At 62.3% G+C, this 16,205-nt stretch carries 13 protein-coding genes; 4 read left to right on the top strand and 9 right to left on the bottom strand.

The features are described 5' to 3' along the window. The 3 genes from gltB to hemE form a co-directional block, all read left to right on the top strand. Window positions 1–4,362: glutamate synthase large subunit (gene gltB / locus ACP7A2_RS22850; RefSeq protein WP_426136057.1), on the top strand; the 4,362-nt coding region annotated here is incomplete at its 5' end. Between the two features lie 32 nt (window positions 4,363–4,394). Further along, on the top strand, window positions 4,395–5,813 hold the full coding sequence (locus tag ACP7A2_RS22855; RefSeq protein WP_426136058.1) for an FAD-dependent oxidoreductase: 1,419 nt from the start codon (window positions 4,395–4,397) through the stop codon (window positions 5,811–5,813). Window positions 5,814–6,056: 243 nt separating this feature from the next. Next, a complete protein-coding gene (hemE, locus tag ACP7A2_RS22860; RefSeq protein WP_375066903.1) occupies window positions 6,057–7,124 on the top strand; it encodes a uroporphyrinogen decarboxylase in 1,068 nt (355 codons plus the stop codon). A 142-nt stretch (window positions 7,125–7,266) separates the two neighbouring features. On the opposite strand, the gene ACP7A2_RS22865 is transcribed toward hemE, so the two are convergent. Beyond that, the gene (locus tag ACP7A2_RS22865; RefSeq protein ID WP_426136059.1) at window positions 7,267–8,541 is read right to left on the bottom strand and encodes an MFS transporter; all 1,275 of its coding nucleotides are present in this window, start codon (window positions 8,539–8,541) and stop codon (window positions 7,267–7,269) included. Window positions 8,542–8,665: 124 nt separating this feature from the next. Between ACP7A2_RS22865 and ACP7A2_RS22870 the strand changes: the two genes are divergently transcribed. Further along, the gene (locus ACP7A2_RS22870; protein WP_426136060.1) at window positions 8,666–9,604 is read left to right on the top strand and encodes a LysR substrate-binding domain-containing protein; all 939 of its coding nucleotides are present in this window, start codon (window positions 8,666–8,668) and stop codon (window positions 9,602–9,604) included. A gap of 116 nt (window positions 9,605–9,720) precedes the next feature. On the opposite strand, the gene ACP7A2_RS22875 is transcribed toward ACP7A2_RS22870, so the two are convergent. Genes ACP7A2_RS22875 through ACP7A2_RS22910 form a run of 8 tightly spaced genes read right to left on the bottom strand, consistent with a single transcriptional unit; the run spans window position 9,721 to window position 16,181 of the window. After that, entirely contained in the window at window positions 9,721–10,125 is a 405-nt protein-coding gene (locus tag ACP7A2_RS22875) for a hypothetical protein (RefSeq protein WP_426136061.1), read from the bottom strand. Window positions 10,126–10,151: 26 nt separating this feature from the next. Then, on the bottom strand, window positions 10,152–11,378 hold the full coding sequence (locus tag ACP7A2_RS22880) for a beta-ketoacyl-ACP synthase (protein ID WP_426136062.1): 1,227 nt from the start codon (window positions 11,376–11,378) through the stop codon (window positions 10,152–10,154). Next, window positions 11,378–12,106, bottom strand: a complete 729-nt coding sequence (gene fabG / locus ACP7A2_RS22885; RefSeq protein ID WP_426136063.1) for a 3-oxoacyl-ACP reductase FabG — start codon at window positions 12,104–12,106, stop codon at window positions 11,378–11,380. Before fabG ends, ACP7A2_RS22880 begins: the two co-directional genes overlap by 1 nt. After that, a complete protein-coding gene (locus tag ACP7A2_RS22890) occupies window positions 12,103–12,564 on the bottom strand; it encodes a hotdog family protein (protein WP_426136064.1) in 462 nt (153 codons plus the stop codon). Before ACP7A2_RS22890 ends, fabG begins: the two co-directional genes overlap by 4 nt. After that, the gene (locus tag ACP7A2_RS22895; RefSeq protein WP_426136065.1) at window positions 12,561–13,727 is read right to left on the bottom strand and encodes a beta-ketoacyl-[acyl-carrier-protein] synthase family protein; all 1,167 of its coding nucleotides are present in this window, start codon (window positions 13,725–13,727) and stop codon (window positions 12,561–12,563) included. Before ACP7A2_RS22895 ends, ACP7A2_RS22890 begins: the two co-directional genes overlap by 4 nt. Next, window positions 13,724–14,206 (bottom strand): hypothetical protein, encoded by a 483-nt coding sequence (locus ACP7A2_RS22900; RefSeq protein ID WP_426136066.1) that lies wholly within the window; start codon window positions 14,204–14,206, stop codon window positions 13,724–13,726. Before ACP7A2_RS22900 ends, ACP7A2_RS22895 begins: the two co-directional genes overlap by 4 nt. After that, on the bottom strand, window positions 14,203–14,937 hold the full coding sequence (locus ACP7A2_RS22905) for a class I SAM-dependent methyltransferase (RefSeq protein WP_426136067.1): 735 nt from the start codon (window positions 14,935–14,937) through the stop codon (window positions 14,203–14,205). The genes ACP7A2_RS22900 and ACP7A2_RS22905 overlap by 4 nt, the downstream gene beginning before the upstream one ends. After that, entirely contained in the window at window positions 14,934–16,181 is a 1,248-nt protein-coding gene (locus tag ACP7A2_RS22910) for an NAD(P)/FAD-dependent oxidoreductase (protein WP_426136068.1), read from the bottom strand. Before ACP7A2_RS22910 ends, ACP7A2_RS22905 begins: the two co-directional genes overlap by 4 nt. Window positions 16,182–16,205 lie beyond the last annotated feature (24 nt).

Here is a 16,205-nt window from a genome sequence, read left to right on the forward strand (position 1 = left end):
CATACCCTTTTGCAAACGGCCATCGAGGCCCTGACCTGCATGACCCACCGCGGTGGGATCAACGCCGACGGCAAGACCGGTGACGGTTGTGGCTTGCTGATTCAAAAGCCCGACCAGTTCCTGCGCGCCATTGCCAAAGAGCATTTTGCTGCCGACCTGCCCAAGCAGTACGCCGTGGGCATGGTGTTCTTCAACCAGGACCCGGTAAAAGCTGAAGCCGCTCGCGAAAACATGAATCGCGAAATCGAGGCTGCCGGCCTGCAACTGGTTGGCTGGCGCAAAGTGCCGATCGACACCAGCGTGCTCGGCCGCCTGGCCCTGGAGCGCCTGCCGCAGATCGAACAAGTGTTCATCGCCGGTGACGGCCTCAGCGACCAGGACATGGCGATCAAGCTGTTCACCTCGCGCCGTCGCTCGTCTGTGTCCAACGCCGCCGACACCGACCACTACATCTGCAGCTTTTCGCACAAAACCATCATTTATAAAGGCCTGATGATGCCGGCGGATTTGACCGCCTTCTATCCAGACCTTAAAGATGAGCGCCTGCAAACCGCTATCTGCGTGTTCCACCAGCGCTTCTCCACCAACACCCTGCCGAAATGGCCGCTGGCTCAGCCATTCCGCTTCCTCGCCCACAACGGCGAGATCAACACCATCACCGGCAACCGCAACTGGGCCGTGGCCCGTCGCACCAAGTTCGCCAACGACTTGATGGACCTGGAAGAACTCGGCCCGCTGGTTAACCGCGTGGGTTCCGACTCCTCCAGCATGGACAACATGCTCGAACTGATGGTGACCGGCGGCATCGACCTGTTCCGTGGCGTGCGCATGATCATTCCGCCAGCGTGGCAGAACGTCGAAACCATGGACCCGGACCTGCGTGCGTTCTACGAGTACAACTCGATGCACATGGAACCGTGGGACGGCCCGGCCGGTGTGGTCATGACCGACGGCCGCTACGCGGTGTGCCTGCTCGACCGTAACGGTCTGCGCCCGGCGCGTTGGGTTACTACCACTAACGGTTTCATCACCCTGGCGTCGGAAATCGGCGTGTGGGACTACAAGCCAGAAGACGTCATCGCCAAAGGCCGCGTAGGCCCTGGCCAGATCCTCGCCGTGGACACCGAAACCGGTCAGATCCTCGACACCGACGCCATCGATAACCGCTTGAAGTCCCGTCACCCGTACAAGCAATGGCTGCGCAAGAACGCCCTGCGCATCCAGGCGACCATGGAAGACAATGACCACGGTTCGGCGTTCTACGACGTCGAACAGCTCAAGCAATACATGAAGATGTATCAGGTCACGTTCGAGGAGCGCGACCAGGTGCTGCGTCCGCTCGGCGAGCAAGGCTATGAGGCCGTCGGCTCCATGGGCGATGACACGCCAATGGCCGTGCTGTCCCAGCGCGTGCGCACGCCGTACGACTATTTCCGCCAGCAGTTCGCCCAGGTGACCAACCCACCGATCGACCCATTGCGCGAAGCCATCGTGATGTCCCTGGAAGTGTGCCTCGGTGCCGAGCGCAACATCTTCCAGGAATCGCCGGAGCACGCGTCCCGCGTGATCCTCAGCTCGCCTGTGGTGTCCCCGGCCAAGTGGCGCTCGTTGATGACCCTGGATCGCCCGGGCTTTGACCGCCAGATCATCGACCTGAACTACGATGAGAGCCTCGGCCTTGAAGCCGCTGTGCGTAACGTCGCCGACCAGGCCGAAGAAGCTGTGCGCGCCGGTCGCACCCAGATCGTATTGACCGACCGCCACATCGCGCCCGGCAAACTGCCGATCCACGCATCCCTGGCCACCGGCGCGGTACACCACCGCCTGACCGAAAAAGGCCTGCGTTGCGACTCCAACATCCTCGTCGAAACCGCCACCGCCCGGGACCCGCACCACTTTGCGGTGTTGATCGGTTTTGGCGCCTCGGCGGTGTACCCGTTCCTCGCGTACGAAGTGCTGGGCGACCTGATCCGTACCGGTGAAGTGCTGGGCGACCTCTATGAGGTGTTCAAGAACTACCGCAAGGGCATCACCAAGGGCCTGTTGAAGATCCTGTCGAAGATGGGCATCTCCACGGTCACCTCGTACCGTGGCGCGCAGCTGTTCGAAGCCATCGGCTTGTCCGAAGAAGTTTGCGATTTGAGCTTCCGTGGCGTGCCAAGCCGTATCAAGGGCGCGCGTTTTGTCGACATCGAAGCCGAGCAGAAAGCCCTGGCCGCCGAAGCCTGGAGCGCGCGCAAGCCGATCCAGCAAGGCGGCCTGCTGAAGTTCGTGCACGGTGGCGAATACCACGCGTACAACCCGGATGTGGTCAACACCCTGCAAGCCGCCGTGCAGCAGGGCGACTACGCCAAGTTCAAGGAATACACCGCGCTGGTGGATAACCGCCCGGTGTCGATGATCCGCGACCTGTTCAAGGTGAAAACCCTGGACACGCCGCTGGCCATCAGCGAAATCGAGCCGCTGGAATCGATCCTCAAGCGCTTCGACTCCGCCGGTATTTCCCTCGGCGCACTGTCGCCTGAGGCCCACGAAGCCCTGGCCGAAGCCATGAACCGCCTGGGTGCGCGTTCCAACTCCGGCGAAGGCGGCGAAGACCCGGCGCGCTACGGCACCATCAAAAGCTCGAAAATCAAGCAGGTGGCCACTGGCCGTTTCGGTGTGACCCCGGAATACCTGGTCAACGCCGAAGTGCTGCAGATCAAGGTTGCTCAGGGCGCCAAGCCCGGTGAAGGCGGCCAGCTGCCAGGCGGCAAGGTCAACGGCCTGATCGCCAAGCTGCGTTACGCAGTGCCGGGCGTGACGCTGATTTCGCCACCTCCGCACCACGACATCTATTCGATTGAAGATTTGTCGCAGCTGATTTTCGACCTTAAACAAGTCAACCCGCAGGCGCTGGTCTCGGTGAAACTGGTCGCGGAAGCCGGCGTAGGCACCATCGCCGCCGGTGTGGCGAAGGCCTATGCCGACCTGATCACCATCTCCGGCTACGACGGCGGCACCGGCGCTTCGCCGCTGACCTCCATCAAGTACGCTGGCGCACCGTGGGAACTCGGCCTGGCCGAAACCCACCAGACCCTGCGCGGCAACGACCTGCGCGGCAAGGTTCGGGTACAAACCGACGGCGGCCTGAAAACCGGCCTCGACGTGATCAAGGCCGCGATCCTCGGCGCCGAAAGCTTCGGCTTCGGCACCGCGCCAATGATCGCCCTGGGCTGCAAATATTTGCGCATCTGCCACCTGAACAACTGCGCCACCGGCGTCGCGACTCAGAACGAAAAACTGCGCAAGGATCACTACATCGGCACCGTCGACATGGTGGTGAATTTCTTCACCTATGTCGCCGAAGAAACCCGTGAGTGGCTGGCGAAGCTGGGCGTGCGTTCGCTGGAAGAACTGATCGGCCGTACTGACCTGCTCGACATTCTCGAAGGCCAGACCGCCAAGCAACAACACCTGGACCTGACGCCGCTGCTCGGCAGCGATCACATCCCGGCAGACAAGCCTCAATTCTGCCAGGTTGATCGCAACCCGCCGTTCGACAAAGGCCTGCTGGCCGAGAAGATGGTCGACATGGCCGGCTCTTCGATCTTTGAGGCCAGCGGTGGCGAATTCGCTCTGGATATCTGCAACTGCGACCGTTCCATCGGCGCACGCGTCTCCGGCGAAATCGCGCGCAAGCACGGCAACCAGGGCATGGCGAAAGCGCCAATCACCTTCCGCTTCAAGGGTACTGCGGGCCAGAGCTTTGGCGTGTGGAACGCCGGCGGCCTGCACATGTACCTCGAAGGCGACGCCAACGACTACGTGGGCAAGGGCATGACCGGCGGCAAGCTGGTGATCGTTCCGCCAGTTGGCAGCGTGTACAAGACCCAGGACAGCGCCATCATCGGCAACACCTGCTTGTACGGCGCCACCGGTGGCAAGTTGTTCGCCGCCGGCACTGCCGGTGAGCGGTTCGCCGTGCGTAACTCCGGTGCTCACACCGTTGTGGAAGGCACTGGCGATCACTGCTGCGAGTACATGACCGGTGGCTTTGTCGCGGTATTGGGCAAGACCGGTTACAACTTCGGTTCGGGCATGACCGGCGGTTTCGCCTACGTGCTCGACCAGGACAACACCTTCGTCGACAAGGTCAACCACGAGTTGGTCGAGATCCAGCGGATCAGCGGCGAAGCCATGGAATCCTACCGCAACCACCTGCAGCACGTGCTGGACGAGTACGTCGAGGAAACAAACAGCGAATGGGGCCGTAACCTCGCTGAAAACCTCGACGATTACCTGCGCCGTTTCTGGCTGGTCAAGCCCAAGGCTGCCAACCTGAAATCGTTGCTTTCCAGCATCCGTGCCAATCCGCAGTGATAGGCGCCTGAACAGTTTGATGAGGTTTTAACATGGCTGAACGTCTGAATAACGACTTCCAGTTCATCGATGTCGGGCGCAAAGATCCGAAGAAGAAACTGTTGCGTCAACGCAAGAAAGAGTTCGTGGAAATCTACGAACCCTTCAAACCCCAGCACTCGGCCGACCAGGCCCACCGCTGCCTGGGGTGCGGTAACCCGTATTGCGAATGGAAGTGCCCGGTGCACAACTTCATTCCCAACTGGCTCAAATTGGTGGCCGAGGGCAACATCCTCGCCGCCGCCGAGCTGTCGCACCAGACCAACACCCTGCCGGAAGTCTGCGGCCGGGTGTGCCCGCAAGACCGTCTGTGTGAAGGTGCCTGCACCCTCAACGATGGCTTCGGTGCGGTGACCATCGGTTCGGTGGAGAAGTACATCACCGACACCGCGTTCGCCATGGGCTGGCGCCCGGACATGTCCAAGGTCAAGCCGACCGGCAAGCGCGTCGCTATCATCGGCGCCGGCCCGGCGGGCCTGGGCTGCGCCGACGTGCTGGTGCGTGGCGGCGTAACCCCGGTGGTGTTCGACAAGAACCCGGAAATCGGCGGCCTGCTGACCTTCGGCATCCCCGAGTTCAAGCTGGAAAAAACCGTACTGAGCAACCGTCGTGAAGTGTTCACCGGCATGGGCATCGAGTTCCGCCTCAATACCGAGATCGGTAAAGACATCACCATGGAGCAACTGCTCGCCGAATACGATGCCGTGTTCATGGGCATGGGCACCTACACCTACATGAAGGGCGGCTTTGCCGGTGAAGACCTGCCAGGCGTGTATGACGCGTTGGATTTCCTGATCGCCAACGTCAACCGCAACCTGGGCTTTGAAAAGTCGCCGGAAGATTTCGTCGACATGAAAGGCAAAAAGGTTGTGGTTCTGGGCGGTGGCGACACGGCGATGGACTGCAACCGCACCTCGATTCGCCAGGGCGCCAAGTCGGTGATCTGTGCCTATCGTCGTGACGAAGCGAACATGCCCGGCTCGCGCAAAGAGGTAAAGAACGCCAAGGAAGAAGGCGTGCGATTCCTCTACAACCGCCAGCCGATCGCCATCGTCGGTGAAGACCGCGTTGAAGGCGTGAAAGTCGTCGAGACCCGTCTCGGCGAGCCGGACGCCCGCGGCCGTCGCAGCCCCGAGCCGATCCCGGGCTCCGAAGAAATCATCCCGGCTGACGCTGTAGTGATCGCCTTCGGTTTCCGCCCAAGCCCGGCGCCGTGGTTTGAGCAGTTTGAAATCCAGACCGACAGCCAGGGCCGCGTCGTAGCCCCGGAACAGGGCCAGTACAAACACCAGACCAGCAACCCGAAAATCTTCGCCGGTGGCGACATGGTTCGCGGTTCTGACCTGGTGGTGACGGCGATCTTCGAAGGCCGTAACGCCGCCGAAGGGATCCTGGATTACCTGCAGGTCTAGTCCTGATCCCTGATTGAAATGGGATCAAAATGTGGGAGCTGGCTTGCCTGCGATAGCGGTGTAACAGTCACAGGATGTATCGACTGATCCACCGCAATCGCAGGCAAGCCAGCTCCCACATTGGTTTCCAGCGTGTTCAAGACATTGCTGCAAATCAACCCGATAGACAAAAGGCACGGCGCATTCCGTGCCTTTTGCGTCGCGCTCTGAGAAAATGCCCGCACTTTTTTTGCGGATGCCGACATGACTGCCCTCAAGAACGACCGTTTCCTTCGTGCCCTGCTCAAGCAGCCAGTGGACGTCACCCCCGTGTGGATGATGCGCCAAGCCGGTCGCTATCTGCCGGAATACCGCGCCAGTCGCGCCAACGCCGGTGACTTCATGAGCCTGTGCATGAACCCGGAGTTCGCCTGCGAAGTCACGATGCAGCCGCTGGACCGCTACCCGCAACTGGACGCGGCCATCCTTTTTTCCGACATCCTGACCATCCCTGACGCCATGGGCCAAGGGCTGTACTTTGAAACCGGCGAAGGCCCGCGTTTCAAGAAGGTCGTCAGCACCTTGGCCGACATCGAAGCCCTGCCGATTCCCGATCCGCATAAAGACCTGGGCTACGTGATGGACGCCGTCAGCACCATCCGTCGCGAACTCAATGGCCGCGTGCCGCTGATCGGCTTCTCCGGCAGCCCATGGACCCTGGCCACCTACATGGTCGAAGGCGGCTCGTCGAAAGACTTCCGCAAGACCAAGGCCATGCTCTACGACAACCCGCAGGCCATGCACCTGCTGCTGGATAAACTGGCGCAGTCGGTCACCAGCTACCTCAACGGCCAGATTATGGCCGGTGCGCAGGCGGTGCAGATCTTCGATACCTGGGGCGGCAACCTGTCGTCGGCGGCGTATCAGGAGTTCTCCCTGGCCTACATGCGCAAAATCGTCAGCGGCCTGATCCGCGAACATGAAGGCCGCAAAGTGCCGGTCATCATGTTCACCAAGGGCGGCGGCCTGTGGCTGGAAACCATCGCCGATGCTGGCGCGGACGCACTCGGCCTGGACTGGACCTGCGACCTGGGCGAAGCCCGCCAGCGCGTGGGCAACCGCGTCGCGCTGCAAGGCAATATGGACCCGACCGTGCTGTACGCCAAGCCCGAAGCGATCCGCACCGAAGTCGGCCGCATCCTCGCCAGCTACGGCAAAGGCACCGGCCACGTGTTCAACCTCGGCCATGGCATCACCCCGGAAGTGAACCCTGAGCATGCCGGTGCGTTCCTGCAGGCGGTGCACGAACTGTCCGCGCAGTACCACGAGTAACTAAAAAAGCCCGGCAGACGCCGGGCTTTTTCATGGCTGAACACACTTCAAAATGTGGGAGCTGGCTTGCCTGCGATGACAATAGTGAATTCACTACAGCCATCGCAGGCAAGCCAGCTCCCACATTAAAAGCAGGACCGCCTCAGGCCTGCACATTCCCCAACGGCGCCAACTTCGCCAACCTCAACGCCACCAACAACGCGCCAATCAACAACGCCACGATAAATCCACCAATCCCGTTCCAGCCCGCGAAGTGCCAGAAGAACCCGCCCGCCGTCCCCGCAACACTCGACCCCGCGTAATAGCAGAACAAGTACAACGACGACGCCTGCCCCTTCGCCTTCACCGCGCGCCTGCCGATCCAGCTACTCGCTACCGAGTGAGCGCCGAAGAAGCCGAAGGTGAAGATCAGCATGCCCGGCACCACCAGCCACAGCGGCGTGAGCAGGGTCAGGCTTATACCGGCGAGCATCAGCACAATGGTGCACCACAACACGCGGCGGCGGCCGAGGCGGTCGGCCAGCGAGCCGATTTTCGCCGAGCTGTAGATGCCCGAGAGGTACACCAGCGACAACAGGCCCACCACGGCCTGGCTCAGGTCGTAGGGTGCCGCCAGCAGGCGATAGCCGATGTAGTTGAACATCGTGACGAACGCGCCCATCAGCAGGAAGGCTTCGAGGAATAACCACGGCAGGCCCGCGTCCTTGAAGTGCATGACAAAGCCATCTATCAGGTTGCGTGGCTTGAGGCTGCTGGCGCGGAAGTTGCGCGATTCGGGCAGGATCTTCCAGAACACCGTGGCGGCGATCAGCGCCAGTGCGCCGATGATCAGCATTGCGGTGTGCCAGCTGACGAAGTCGATCAGCACACCGATGATCAAGCGCCCGCTCATGCCGCCGATCGCGTTGCCGCCGATGTACAGGCCCATGGCCAGGCCGATGTGTTGCGGGTGGATCTCTTCACTCAGGTACGTCATCGCCACGGCGGCCAGCCCGCTCAGCGACAGGCCCACCAGTGCGCGCATGAACAGAATGCCTTCCCACGTTGGCATCAGGCCGCTGGCGATGGTGGCGAGCGCCGCGCAGAACAGCGCGCAGACCATCACCGGCTTGCGCCCCAGGCGGTCGGAAATCGGCCCGGTGATCAGCAAGCCCAGCGCCAGCATCGCCGTGGACACCGACAAAATCAGGCTGCTCTGCGCGGCGTTGATGGAAAACTCGTGGGACAGCGCCGGCATCATTGGCTGCACGCAATACAGCAAAGCGAACGTGGCAAAGCCGCCGGAAAACAGCGCCAGCACCGTGCGCATGAACATCGGCGTGCCTTTTTCGATGTACTGCTCGTTGAGCTGGGCCACCACCTCATCCAGGGCGGTGGGCGGGACTTCTTGAGCGAGTGGCGCGACAGCAGATTTCACGGGGACCTCGGCGAGGAAAAGCCGGCCAGGACTGGCACTGCAAAAAAGAATATAGCTGGCTAATGATTCTTTCCAATATATTGTTCGACCTGTTTGATAGGTTTTACGACCTAATGAGGCTTGCATGGAATTACGTCACCTGCGCTACTTCATCGCCGTCGCCGAAGAACTGCACTTCGGTCGCGCCGCCCAAGTGCTGGGCATCTCGCAACCGCCGTTGAGTCAGCAGATTCAGGCCCTTGAGCAACACGTGGGCGCGCGTTTGTTTGAGCGCACCAATCGTCGGGTTGAGCTGAGCGAGGCGGGGCGGCTGTTCCTGCACGAGGCGCGCCTGGTGCTGGCTCAGGTCGACAAGGCGGCGGACGTAGCGCGGCGGGCGCAGTTGGGAGAGTTGGGCGAGCTGAAGATTGGCTTTACCTCGTCGGCGCCGTTCAACGCCAGTATCCCCCAGGCGATCTTCGCCTTTCGCCAGGCCTTCCCGGCGGTGCACCTGAGTTTGCAGGAAATGAGCAGCACCGAAGTGGCCGAATCGCTGGTGGATGAGTCGATCCAGGTCGGCCTGATGCGTCCGTTGCCATTGCCGGACTCGCTGAGCGTCGTTGAACTGATGCGCGAGCCCTTGGTTGCCGTATTGAGCGCGGGCCACCCGATGGTCGAAGGCACCGAACGCGGTTTGCACCTGGCGCAATTGGCCGAGGAGCCGTTTGTGTTTTTCCCACGCTCCTACGGCAGCGGCCTCTATGCCCAATTGATCAACCTGGCCCGCGACGCCGGCTTCAGCCCGCGCTTCGCCCAGGAAGCCGGTGAGGCGATGACCATCATCGGCCTGGTGGCGGCGGGGCTCGGCGTGTCGGTATTGCCGGCGTCGTACCAACGCATCCGCATCGACGGCGTGGTGTACCGCACCTTGCTCGATCAAGAGGCGGTCACCTCGGTCTGGCTGGTGCAGCGCAAGGGCGCGCAAACCCCGATGGCTAAGGCATTTGTGGATTTATTGGTGGCAAGCGGGCCTGTTGTGGCGAGCGGGCTTGCCCCGCGTTGGGCTGCGCAGCAGCCCCAATAGGATCTCTGCGTTCCTCTAGACCGTTTACGATCTAAGGATTCTGGGGCCGCTTCGCAGCCCAACGCGGGGCAAGCCCGCTCGCCACAACAAGCCCGCTCGCCACAGAGCGGCGTGCTTCAGTTCTGCGCCGCTGAGCCACTGTTGCGCAGCGCCGCGAGGATGTCGCGATCCAGCATGCTGATCCAGCGGTTGTAGTTGCGGTGGATTTTGCCGTCCTTGTAGCCCAGGTCGCGGCTGTCGCGGTAGGTGATGGCGTAGCTGTTGCGGGTGTAGCGGATGTCGATGGCGGCGTAGAACTGGCCGCGCACGGTGATGTCGGCTTGCACCAACTGCGGGCTCAGGCGTTGCACGGCCCACTCGCGTTTTTGCAGGGTGGTAACGATGACCTGTTTCATTTGTTCTTCGCTGGCCTGGGTGTTTGCCGCCAGCTCGTGCTGGGTGTTGAGTACCGGTTTGCTGGTGCAACCGGCGGTGGTCAGCAGGGCCAGGGTGATCAGGGTGGCGCGTAGCAAGGAAGACATTCCGTTTTCTCCAATTAAATAAACGTTCAGGACCAGCGGCGGAAAATCAGCGACGTGTTGACGCCGCCAAAGGCAAAATTGTTGTTCATCACGTAATCGTTGTGCATCTCGCGAAAGCCACCTTGCAGGTAATCCAGCTCGCCGCACTGCGGGTCGACTGAATCAAGGTTGAAGGTGTGCACGTAGCGGTCGCTGTTCATCATCTCGATGCTGAACCACGACTCCAGCGCCCCGCAGGCACCGAGGGTGTGGCCCAGAAAGCTTTTCTGCGAACTGAGTGGCATGCGACTACCAAACAGGCTACTGGTGGCCAGCGTCTCCGCGATGTCGCCCTGGTCGGTGGCGGTGCCATGGCCGTTGACGTAACCGATGGCGCAAGGCTCAAGCCCGGCGTCTTCCAGGGCCAGTTCCATCGCGCGGCGCATGGTTTTCTGTTCCGGGCGGGTGGTGTGCTGGCCGTCGGCATTGCTGCCGAAACCCACCAGCTCGGCGTGGATATGCGCACCGCGCGCCAAGGCGTGTTCCAACTCTTCGAGCACCAGCATGCCGCCGCCTTCGCCGATCACCAGGCCATCGCGGCCGCTGTCGTACGGGCGTGGGCTGGTCTGCGGCGCGTCATTTTTCAGGCTGGTGGCGTACAGCGCGTCGAACACCATGGCTTCGGTGGGGCACAGCTCTTCGGCGCCGCCGGCGAGCATCAACGGCAGGCGCCCGAACTTGATCGCCTCGTAGGCATAACCGATGCCCTGGCTACCGCTGGTGCAAGCGCTGGACGTCGGGATCAGCCGCCCGGTCAGGCCAAAAAAGATGCTGATATTCGCCGCTGTGGTGTGCGGCATCATGCGCACATAGGAGTTGGCATTCAGCCCCTCGGCCACCGAGTTCAGCAGCATATTGCCGAACGCCTTGATCTCGTCCGTACTGCCGGTGGATGAGCCACAGGCCACGCCCATGCGCCCGTCCTTGATCGACGCGTCACCGAGCAAGCCAGCGTCTTTCAGCGCTTGCTCCGCCGCCCACACTGCCAGGCGCGAGACGCGGCCCATGCTGCGCAATTGCTTGCGCGTCCAGTGCGCGGGCACCACGAAGTCGTCGATGGGCCCGGCCAGGCGCGTGTTCAATTCGGTAAAACGGTCCCACTCGTCCATGCGGCGAATGCCGCTGCGGTTGGCGCGGAAGTTGGCCGAAATGGTCGCCCAGTCGCTGCCCAATGAGGTCATGCCGGCCATGCCGGTAACGACGACGCGTTTCATCAGCACAGGCCTCCGTTAACGGCCAGGACCTGGCGGGTGATATAGCCCGCTTCAGCCGACATCAGGAAATTCACCGCGCCTGCCACTTCTTCCGGCGTGCCCATGCGTTGCGCGGGAATCATCTTCATCAGCTCTTCCACCGGCACGTTTTCATCCAGCATGGCCGTGTCGATCAAGCCCGGCGCGACGCAGTTGACGGTGATCTTGCGCTTGCCCAACTCGATCGCCAGCGCCTTGGCCGCGCCGATCAAACCGGCCTTCGACGCGCTGTAGTTGACCTGTCCACGGTTGCCGATCAATCCGGAAACCGACGTGATGCACACGATGCGCCCGGCGGCGCGACGCCGGATCATCGGCATCATCACCGGGTGCAGCACGTTGTAAAAACCGTCGAGGTTGGTGCGCATCACCACGTCCCAATCGTCTTCCGACAAGGCCGGGAAGGCCCCGTCACGGGTCAAACCCGCGTTGAGCACCACGCCGTAGTAAGCGCCGTGCGCTTCAACATCGGCTTCCAGGATTTCCTTGCACGCCGCGCGATCCGCCACGTCGAACTGCAGCACCCGCGCCTGGCTGCCGAGCGCTTCAATCTCGACCTGCACCGCGTCGGCCTCGCTGCGACCGTTGCGGCAATGCAGCACGATGTCATGCCCGGCCTGGGCCAGGCGCAGGGCAATGGCGCGGCCGATGCCACGGCTGGAGCCGGTGACCAGTACGGATTCAGTCATGGCGTTTGGTCCTTCGATTCATCTAAATAGTTGGCCGCCTGGGGCGGTCGATATACGTTCAAGCGGGCGCTGGCCTGGATACCGTCGCCGGTGATGTGGCATTCGAACACACCCATGCCGTTGTCGTCTTCCAGGGAGCGCAGGCCGTGGATCGTCAGCTCGGCGCCGGCCGGGAAGTGTTCCACGTTGCACTCGAACTTACGTGTGCCCAACAGGAAACCCAGTTCCACCGCTTCGCCTTTCTGGCGTGCGCGGCAACCGGCGTAGGCGGCGACGCTTTGCGCCATCAATTCAATGCCGACCCAGGCTGGCAGGCTGCCGTCGGCGCGGCTGAACAGGCCGCCAGGCTTGATGGTGGCGCGGGTATGAACCTGCTCTTCATCAAACGACAGCACCTGATCAATCAGGATCATATCGCCGGCATGGGGCAGCAGTTCGGCGAGTGGCCAAGCGATCATGGGGCCTCTCCGATAATCAGGCTGACGTTATTGCCGCCGAAGGCAAACGAGTTGCTCATCAGGCAGGGTTTTTTCAAGGTGTCACCCGCGTGTGCCCATTGCAACGCCGGCAGCGCCGGGTCGGCCTCGCCGTCCCATACGTGCGGCGGCACCACGCCGTGGGCCAGGCTCAGCCAGCAGAATGCCGCTTCCAGTGCGCCAGCGGCGCCCAGGGTATGGCCGCTCATGGGCTTGGTCGACGAACAGGCCACGCCGTGGGGGAACAGGTCGGCCACGGCCAGGCTTTCCATCGCGTCGTTGTGCTGGGTCGCGGTGCCGTGCAGGTTCAGGTAACCGATCTGCTCGGGCGCAAGCTTCGCGCTGGCCAGGGCCTTGCGCATCGCCAGCAGCGCGCCTTTGCCCGTCGGCTCTGGCGCAGAAATATGGTGCGCATCGCTACTGGCGCCGCAGCCCAGCAGGGCAATCGGTGCAGGTGTCTGGGTCATGAGAAACAGCACGGCGGCTTCGCCGATATTGATGCCGTTGCGGTTCACTGAAAACGGGTTGCAGCGCTCGTTCGACACGGCTTCCAGTGAGGTGAACCCGTTGAGGGTCAGCCTGCACAAACTGTCGACGCCGCCGCAGATCACCGCATCGCACACGCCCAGGTCCAGCAGGCGCTGGGCACTCATCAGTGCGCGCGCGCTGGAGGTGCAAGCGGTGGAAATCACATAGGCCGGGCCGCTGAGTTGCAGCCAGTCGGCGAGGAAATTCGCCGGGGCGCTGAGTTCCTGTTGCTGGTAGTCGTAGTCGCCCGGGAAGCGGCTGTCGCGCAGGTAATGCGCGATGCCACGGCTGGCTTCGTCGATGCCCGACGTGCTGGTGCCCAACACCACGCCAACCCGCGACGCACCGTAGGTGTGGATCGCCTGGCGCAACTGGGCTTCTATCTGCAACGCGGCTTCGAGCAACAACTGGTTGTTGCGGCTGCTTTGCTGGTTCAGCTCGCCAGGAATGGTCGCCAGCTCGCCGTGTACACCCGCCACCGGCAACACGCGCTCCGGCACCCAGCCGCTTTCGGCGCGCATGCCGGAACAGTCGCCGGCAAACAGGCTGCGGCTGACCTCGGCCTGGCCTCGGCCCAGTGCGCAAATCACGCCGAGTGCATTCAGATAGGCAGTCATCGGGCGGCCCCCAGCGGCGTGATGCGGTAGCTCAACGGTTGCCCGGCCATGTTCACGCTGAACACTTGCGAGGACTGATACACAATCTGCCAATGGCCCGGCAGCGTGCGCGTAAGGTCCCTGGCTTGGGCGCTCGGGTACAGCGCGCGCACGTCATCCGCCGACGTCAGGGCGAACAGCAGCGCGGCAAACAATTCCCGCGCCTGCGGGTTGGGCGGCAGCAAACCATCGGCCTGCCACTGCCCATTGATCAGCTTTTGCCGGGCCTGGGGAATGCCCAGCGGGTCCATCATTGACCAGCGAATGCCGCCGCCTTCGCGCTGGATCACCAGCAGCCAGTCCTGGCTCTGGCCGTCTGCGCGGCGCTGCACGTGCAGCTGCATCGGCAGGGCCAGGCTTGGGGTTTTCTCGGGCAGCGGTGGCGAACTGGCGCAGGCGCTCAACAGCAACAGGCAGCCCATCAGCAGCAGGCGCATCATGGCGCCGCGCTCGTTAAAGGCTTGCGTGCCACGCAGTTCACCAGGGTTTCTTCGCGCTGGCCCACCGGCGGCGGGTTGCGCAGGCCCAAGCGTTCAAGCAGGCCAAAATCGCTGGAGCGGCTCCACCACAAGTAGGGATACGAGACGTTCTGCGGGCCGAATTCAAAGCCCTGCTCGCGGAGCATGTCCAGGTATTGCTCGGCGCTTTTTTGCACGTGCATCGGGTGACGGAACAGCCAGCGAATCACCCAGGTGTCGATGTAGGCTTCGGTGGATTCGGCAAACAGCAAATAACCGCCCGGCTTGAGCACGCGGTAGAACTCTTGCAGTGCGCGGTGCTGTTCCACCAGATGGTGGAACGTCTGGTGGCAGAACAGGATATCGACGCTGGCGTCCGGCACGTCGAGGGTGGCGCAGTCGCTGCCGATCAGCTCAATGGCGAGGCCCTGACGCTCGGCTTCAGCTTTGCTCAACACCAGGCTTTGAGGGTCGGCATCCAGGCCGATCAGGCGCGCTGGGGCAAACACCTGCTGCAACAGCTGGAACGATTTGCCCTGGCCGCACCCTGCGTCCAGCAGCACCGGCGCGGCCGGCAAGGGCTCGGTGAACAGGCTGCGCAGGTCGTTGATTGCCACGCGCAACACGTGATGCTGCCAAGTGTGGCTGCGCAGAAACCAGAGGCCGAATCTGGTTTCTTCCACGTAGTTTTTGCTCAGGTACTGACTGCTCATACCGGCTCACCCGCACAAATTTCCGACAGCATGCGCAACCGGCGTTTCGGCTCGCTGACAAACGGGTTGCGCTCATCCCACGCGTAACCGGCGAGGATCGAGCTGATCATCCGGCGAATCTCCGGCGCGCTGCCCGGATGGAAAATCACATCCTGGAAGGTGCCGGCATACCAGCCTTCCACGTAACAACGGAAGGTGTCGACGCCACGCTTCAGCGGCTCGGCAAACTCGGTTTGCCAGTCCACGGTTTCACCCTTGAGCTGACGATGCAGCAGACCGGCGGCCATGCTTGCTGAGCGCATGGCAATGGTCACGCCCGAGGAAAACACCGGGTCCAGGAATTCCGCTGCATTGCCCAGCAGCGCAAAGCCCGGCCCGTGCAGGGTTTTGACGTTTGCTGCGTAGCCGCCGATGGTGCGCGCCGGGGTATCCCACACGGCGTTTTGCAGCACGCGGGACAGGCTTGGGGTTTGCGCGATAAAACCGCGCAGGCAGGCGTCGAGGTCGGCGTCGCGGCCGTCAAAATGCTCCTTGGCCGCGACCACACCTACCGAGCAGCGGCCGTTACTGAACGGGATGGTCCAGAACCAGATATCGCGCTTCGTCGGGTGGGTGGTAACGAGAATCTTGGTGCGGTCGAAGCCTGGGTGTTCGATGTGATCTTCGACATGCGTGAACACCGCCTGGCGCACTGGAAAGTTCGATGGCAAGTCCAGGTCCAGCAAGCGCGGCAACACGCGGCCGTAACCGCTGGCGTCGAGTACGAATTTGGCTTTGAGGTGGTACTCGCTGCCGTTCTCGCGGCGCACATGCAGGTAGCGGCTTTCACCGCTGAAATCCACGCCGATGATGGTTTCGCCGTAGCGAATCTCCACGCCTTGCAACGCGGCCTGGTCAGCCAGCAACTTGTCGAACTCGCCGCGCTGCACCTGGAAGGTAGTCGGCTTGCCGTTGCTGAAGGTGTCGCCGAAATCAAACGCGCTGTAGCGCTCGCCCCAGGCGAACGCGGCGCCGGTTTTCACCTGGAAACCGGCGGCTTGCACAGCGTCGAGCATGCCGGCTTCTTCGATGAAGTCGATGCAGTGCGAGAGCAGGCTTTCGCCAATCGAGAACCGCGGGAAATGCTGGCGCTCGATAATCAATACATCATGCCCATTGCGCTTTAACAGCGCGGCCGCGATGGCACCGGATGGTCCGGCACCGATCACGACTACTTGGCGACGTTCCATTTCAACTATGGGCACGAGGGCTCCTTGCCACTTTGGCGA

This window comes from Pseudomonas sp. PWP3-1b2, assembly GCF_049896045.1.
In the GTDB taxonomy this organism is placed as follows: domain Bacteria; phylum Pseudomonadota; class Gammaproteobacteria; order Pseudomonadales; family Pseudomonadaceae; genus Aquipseudomonas; species Aquipseudomonas antarctica_B.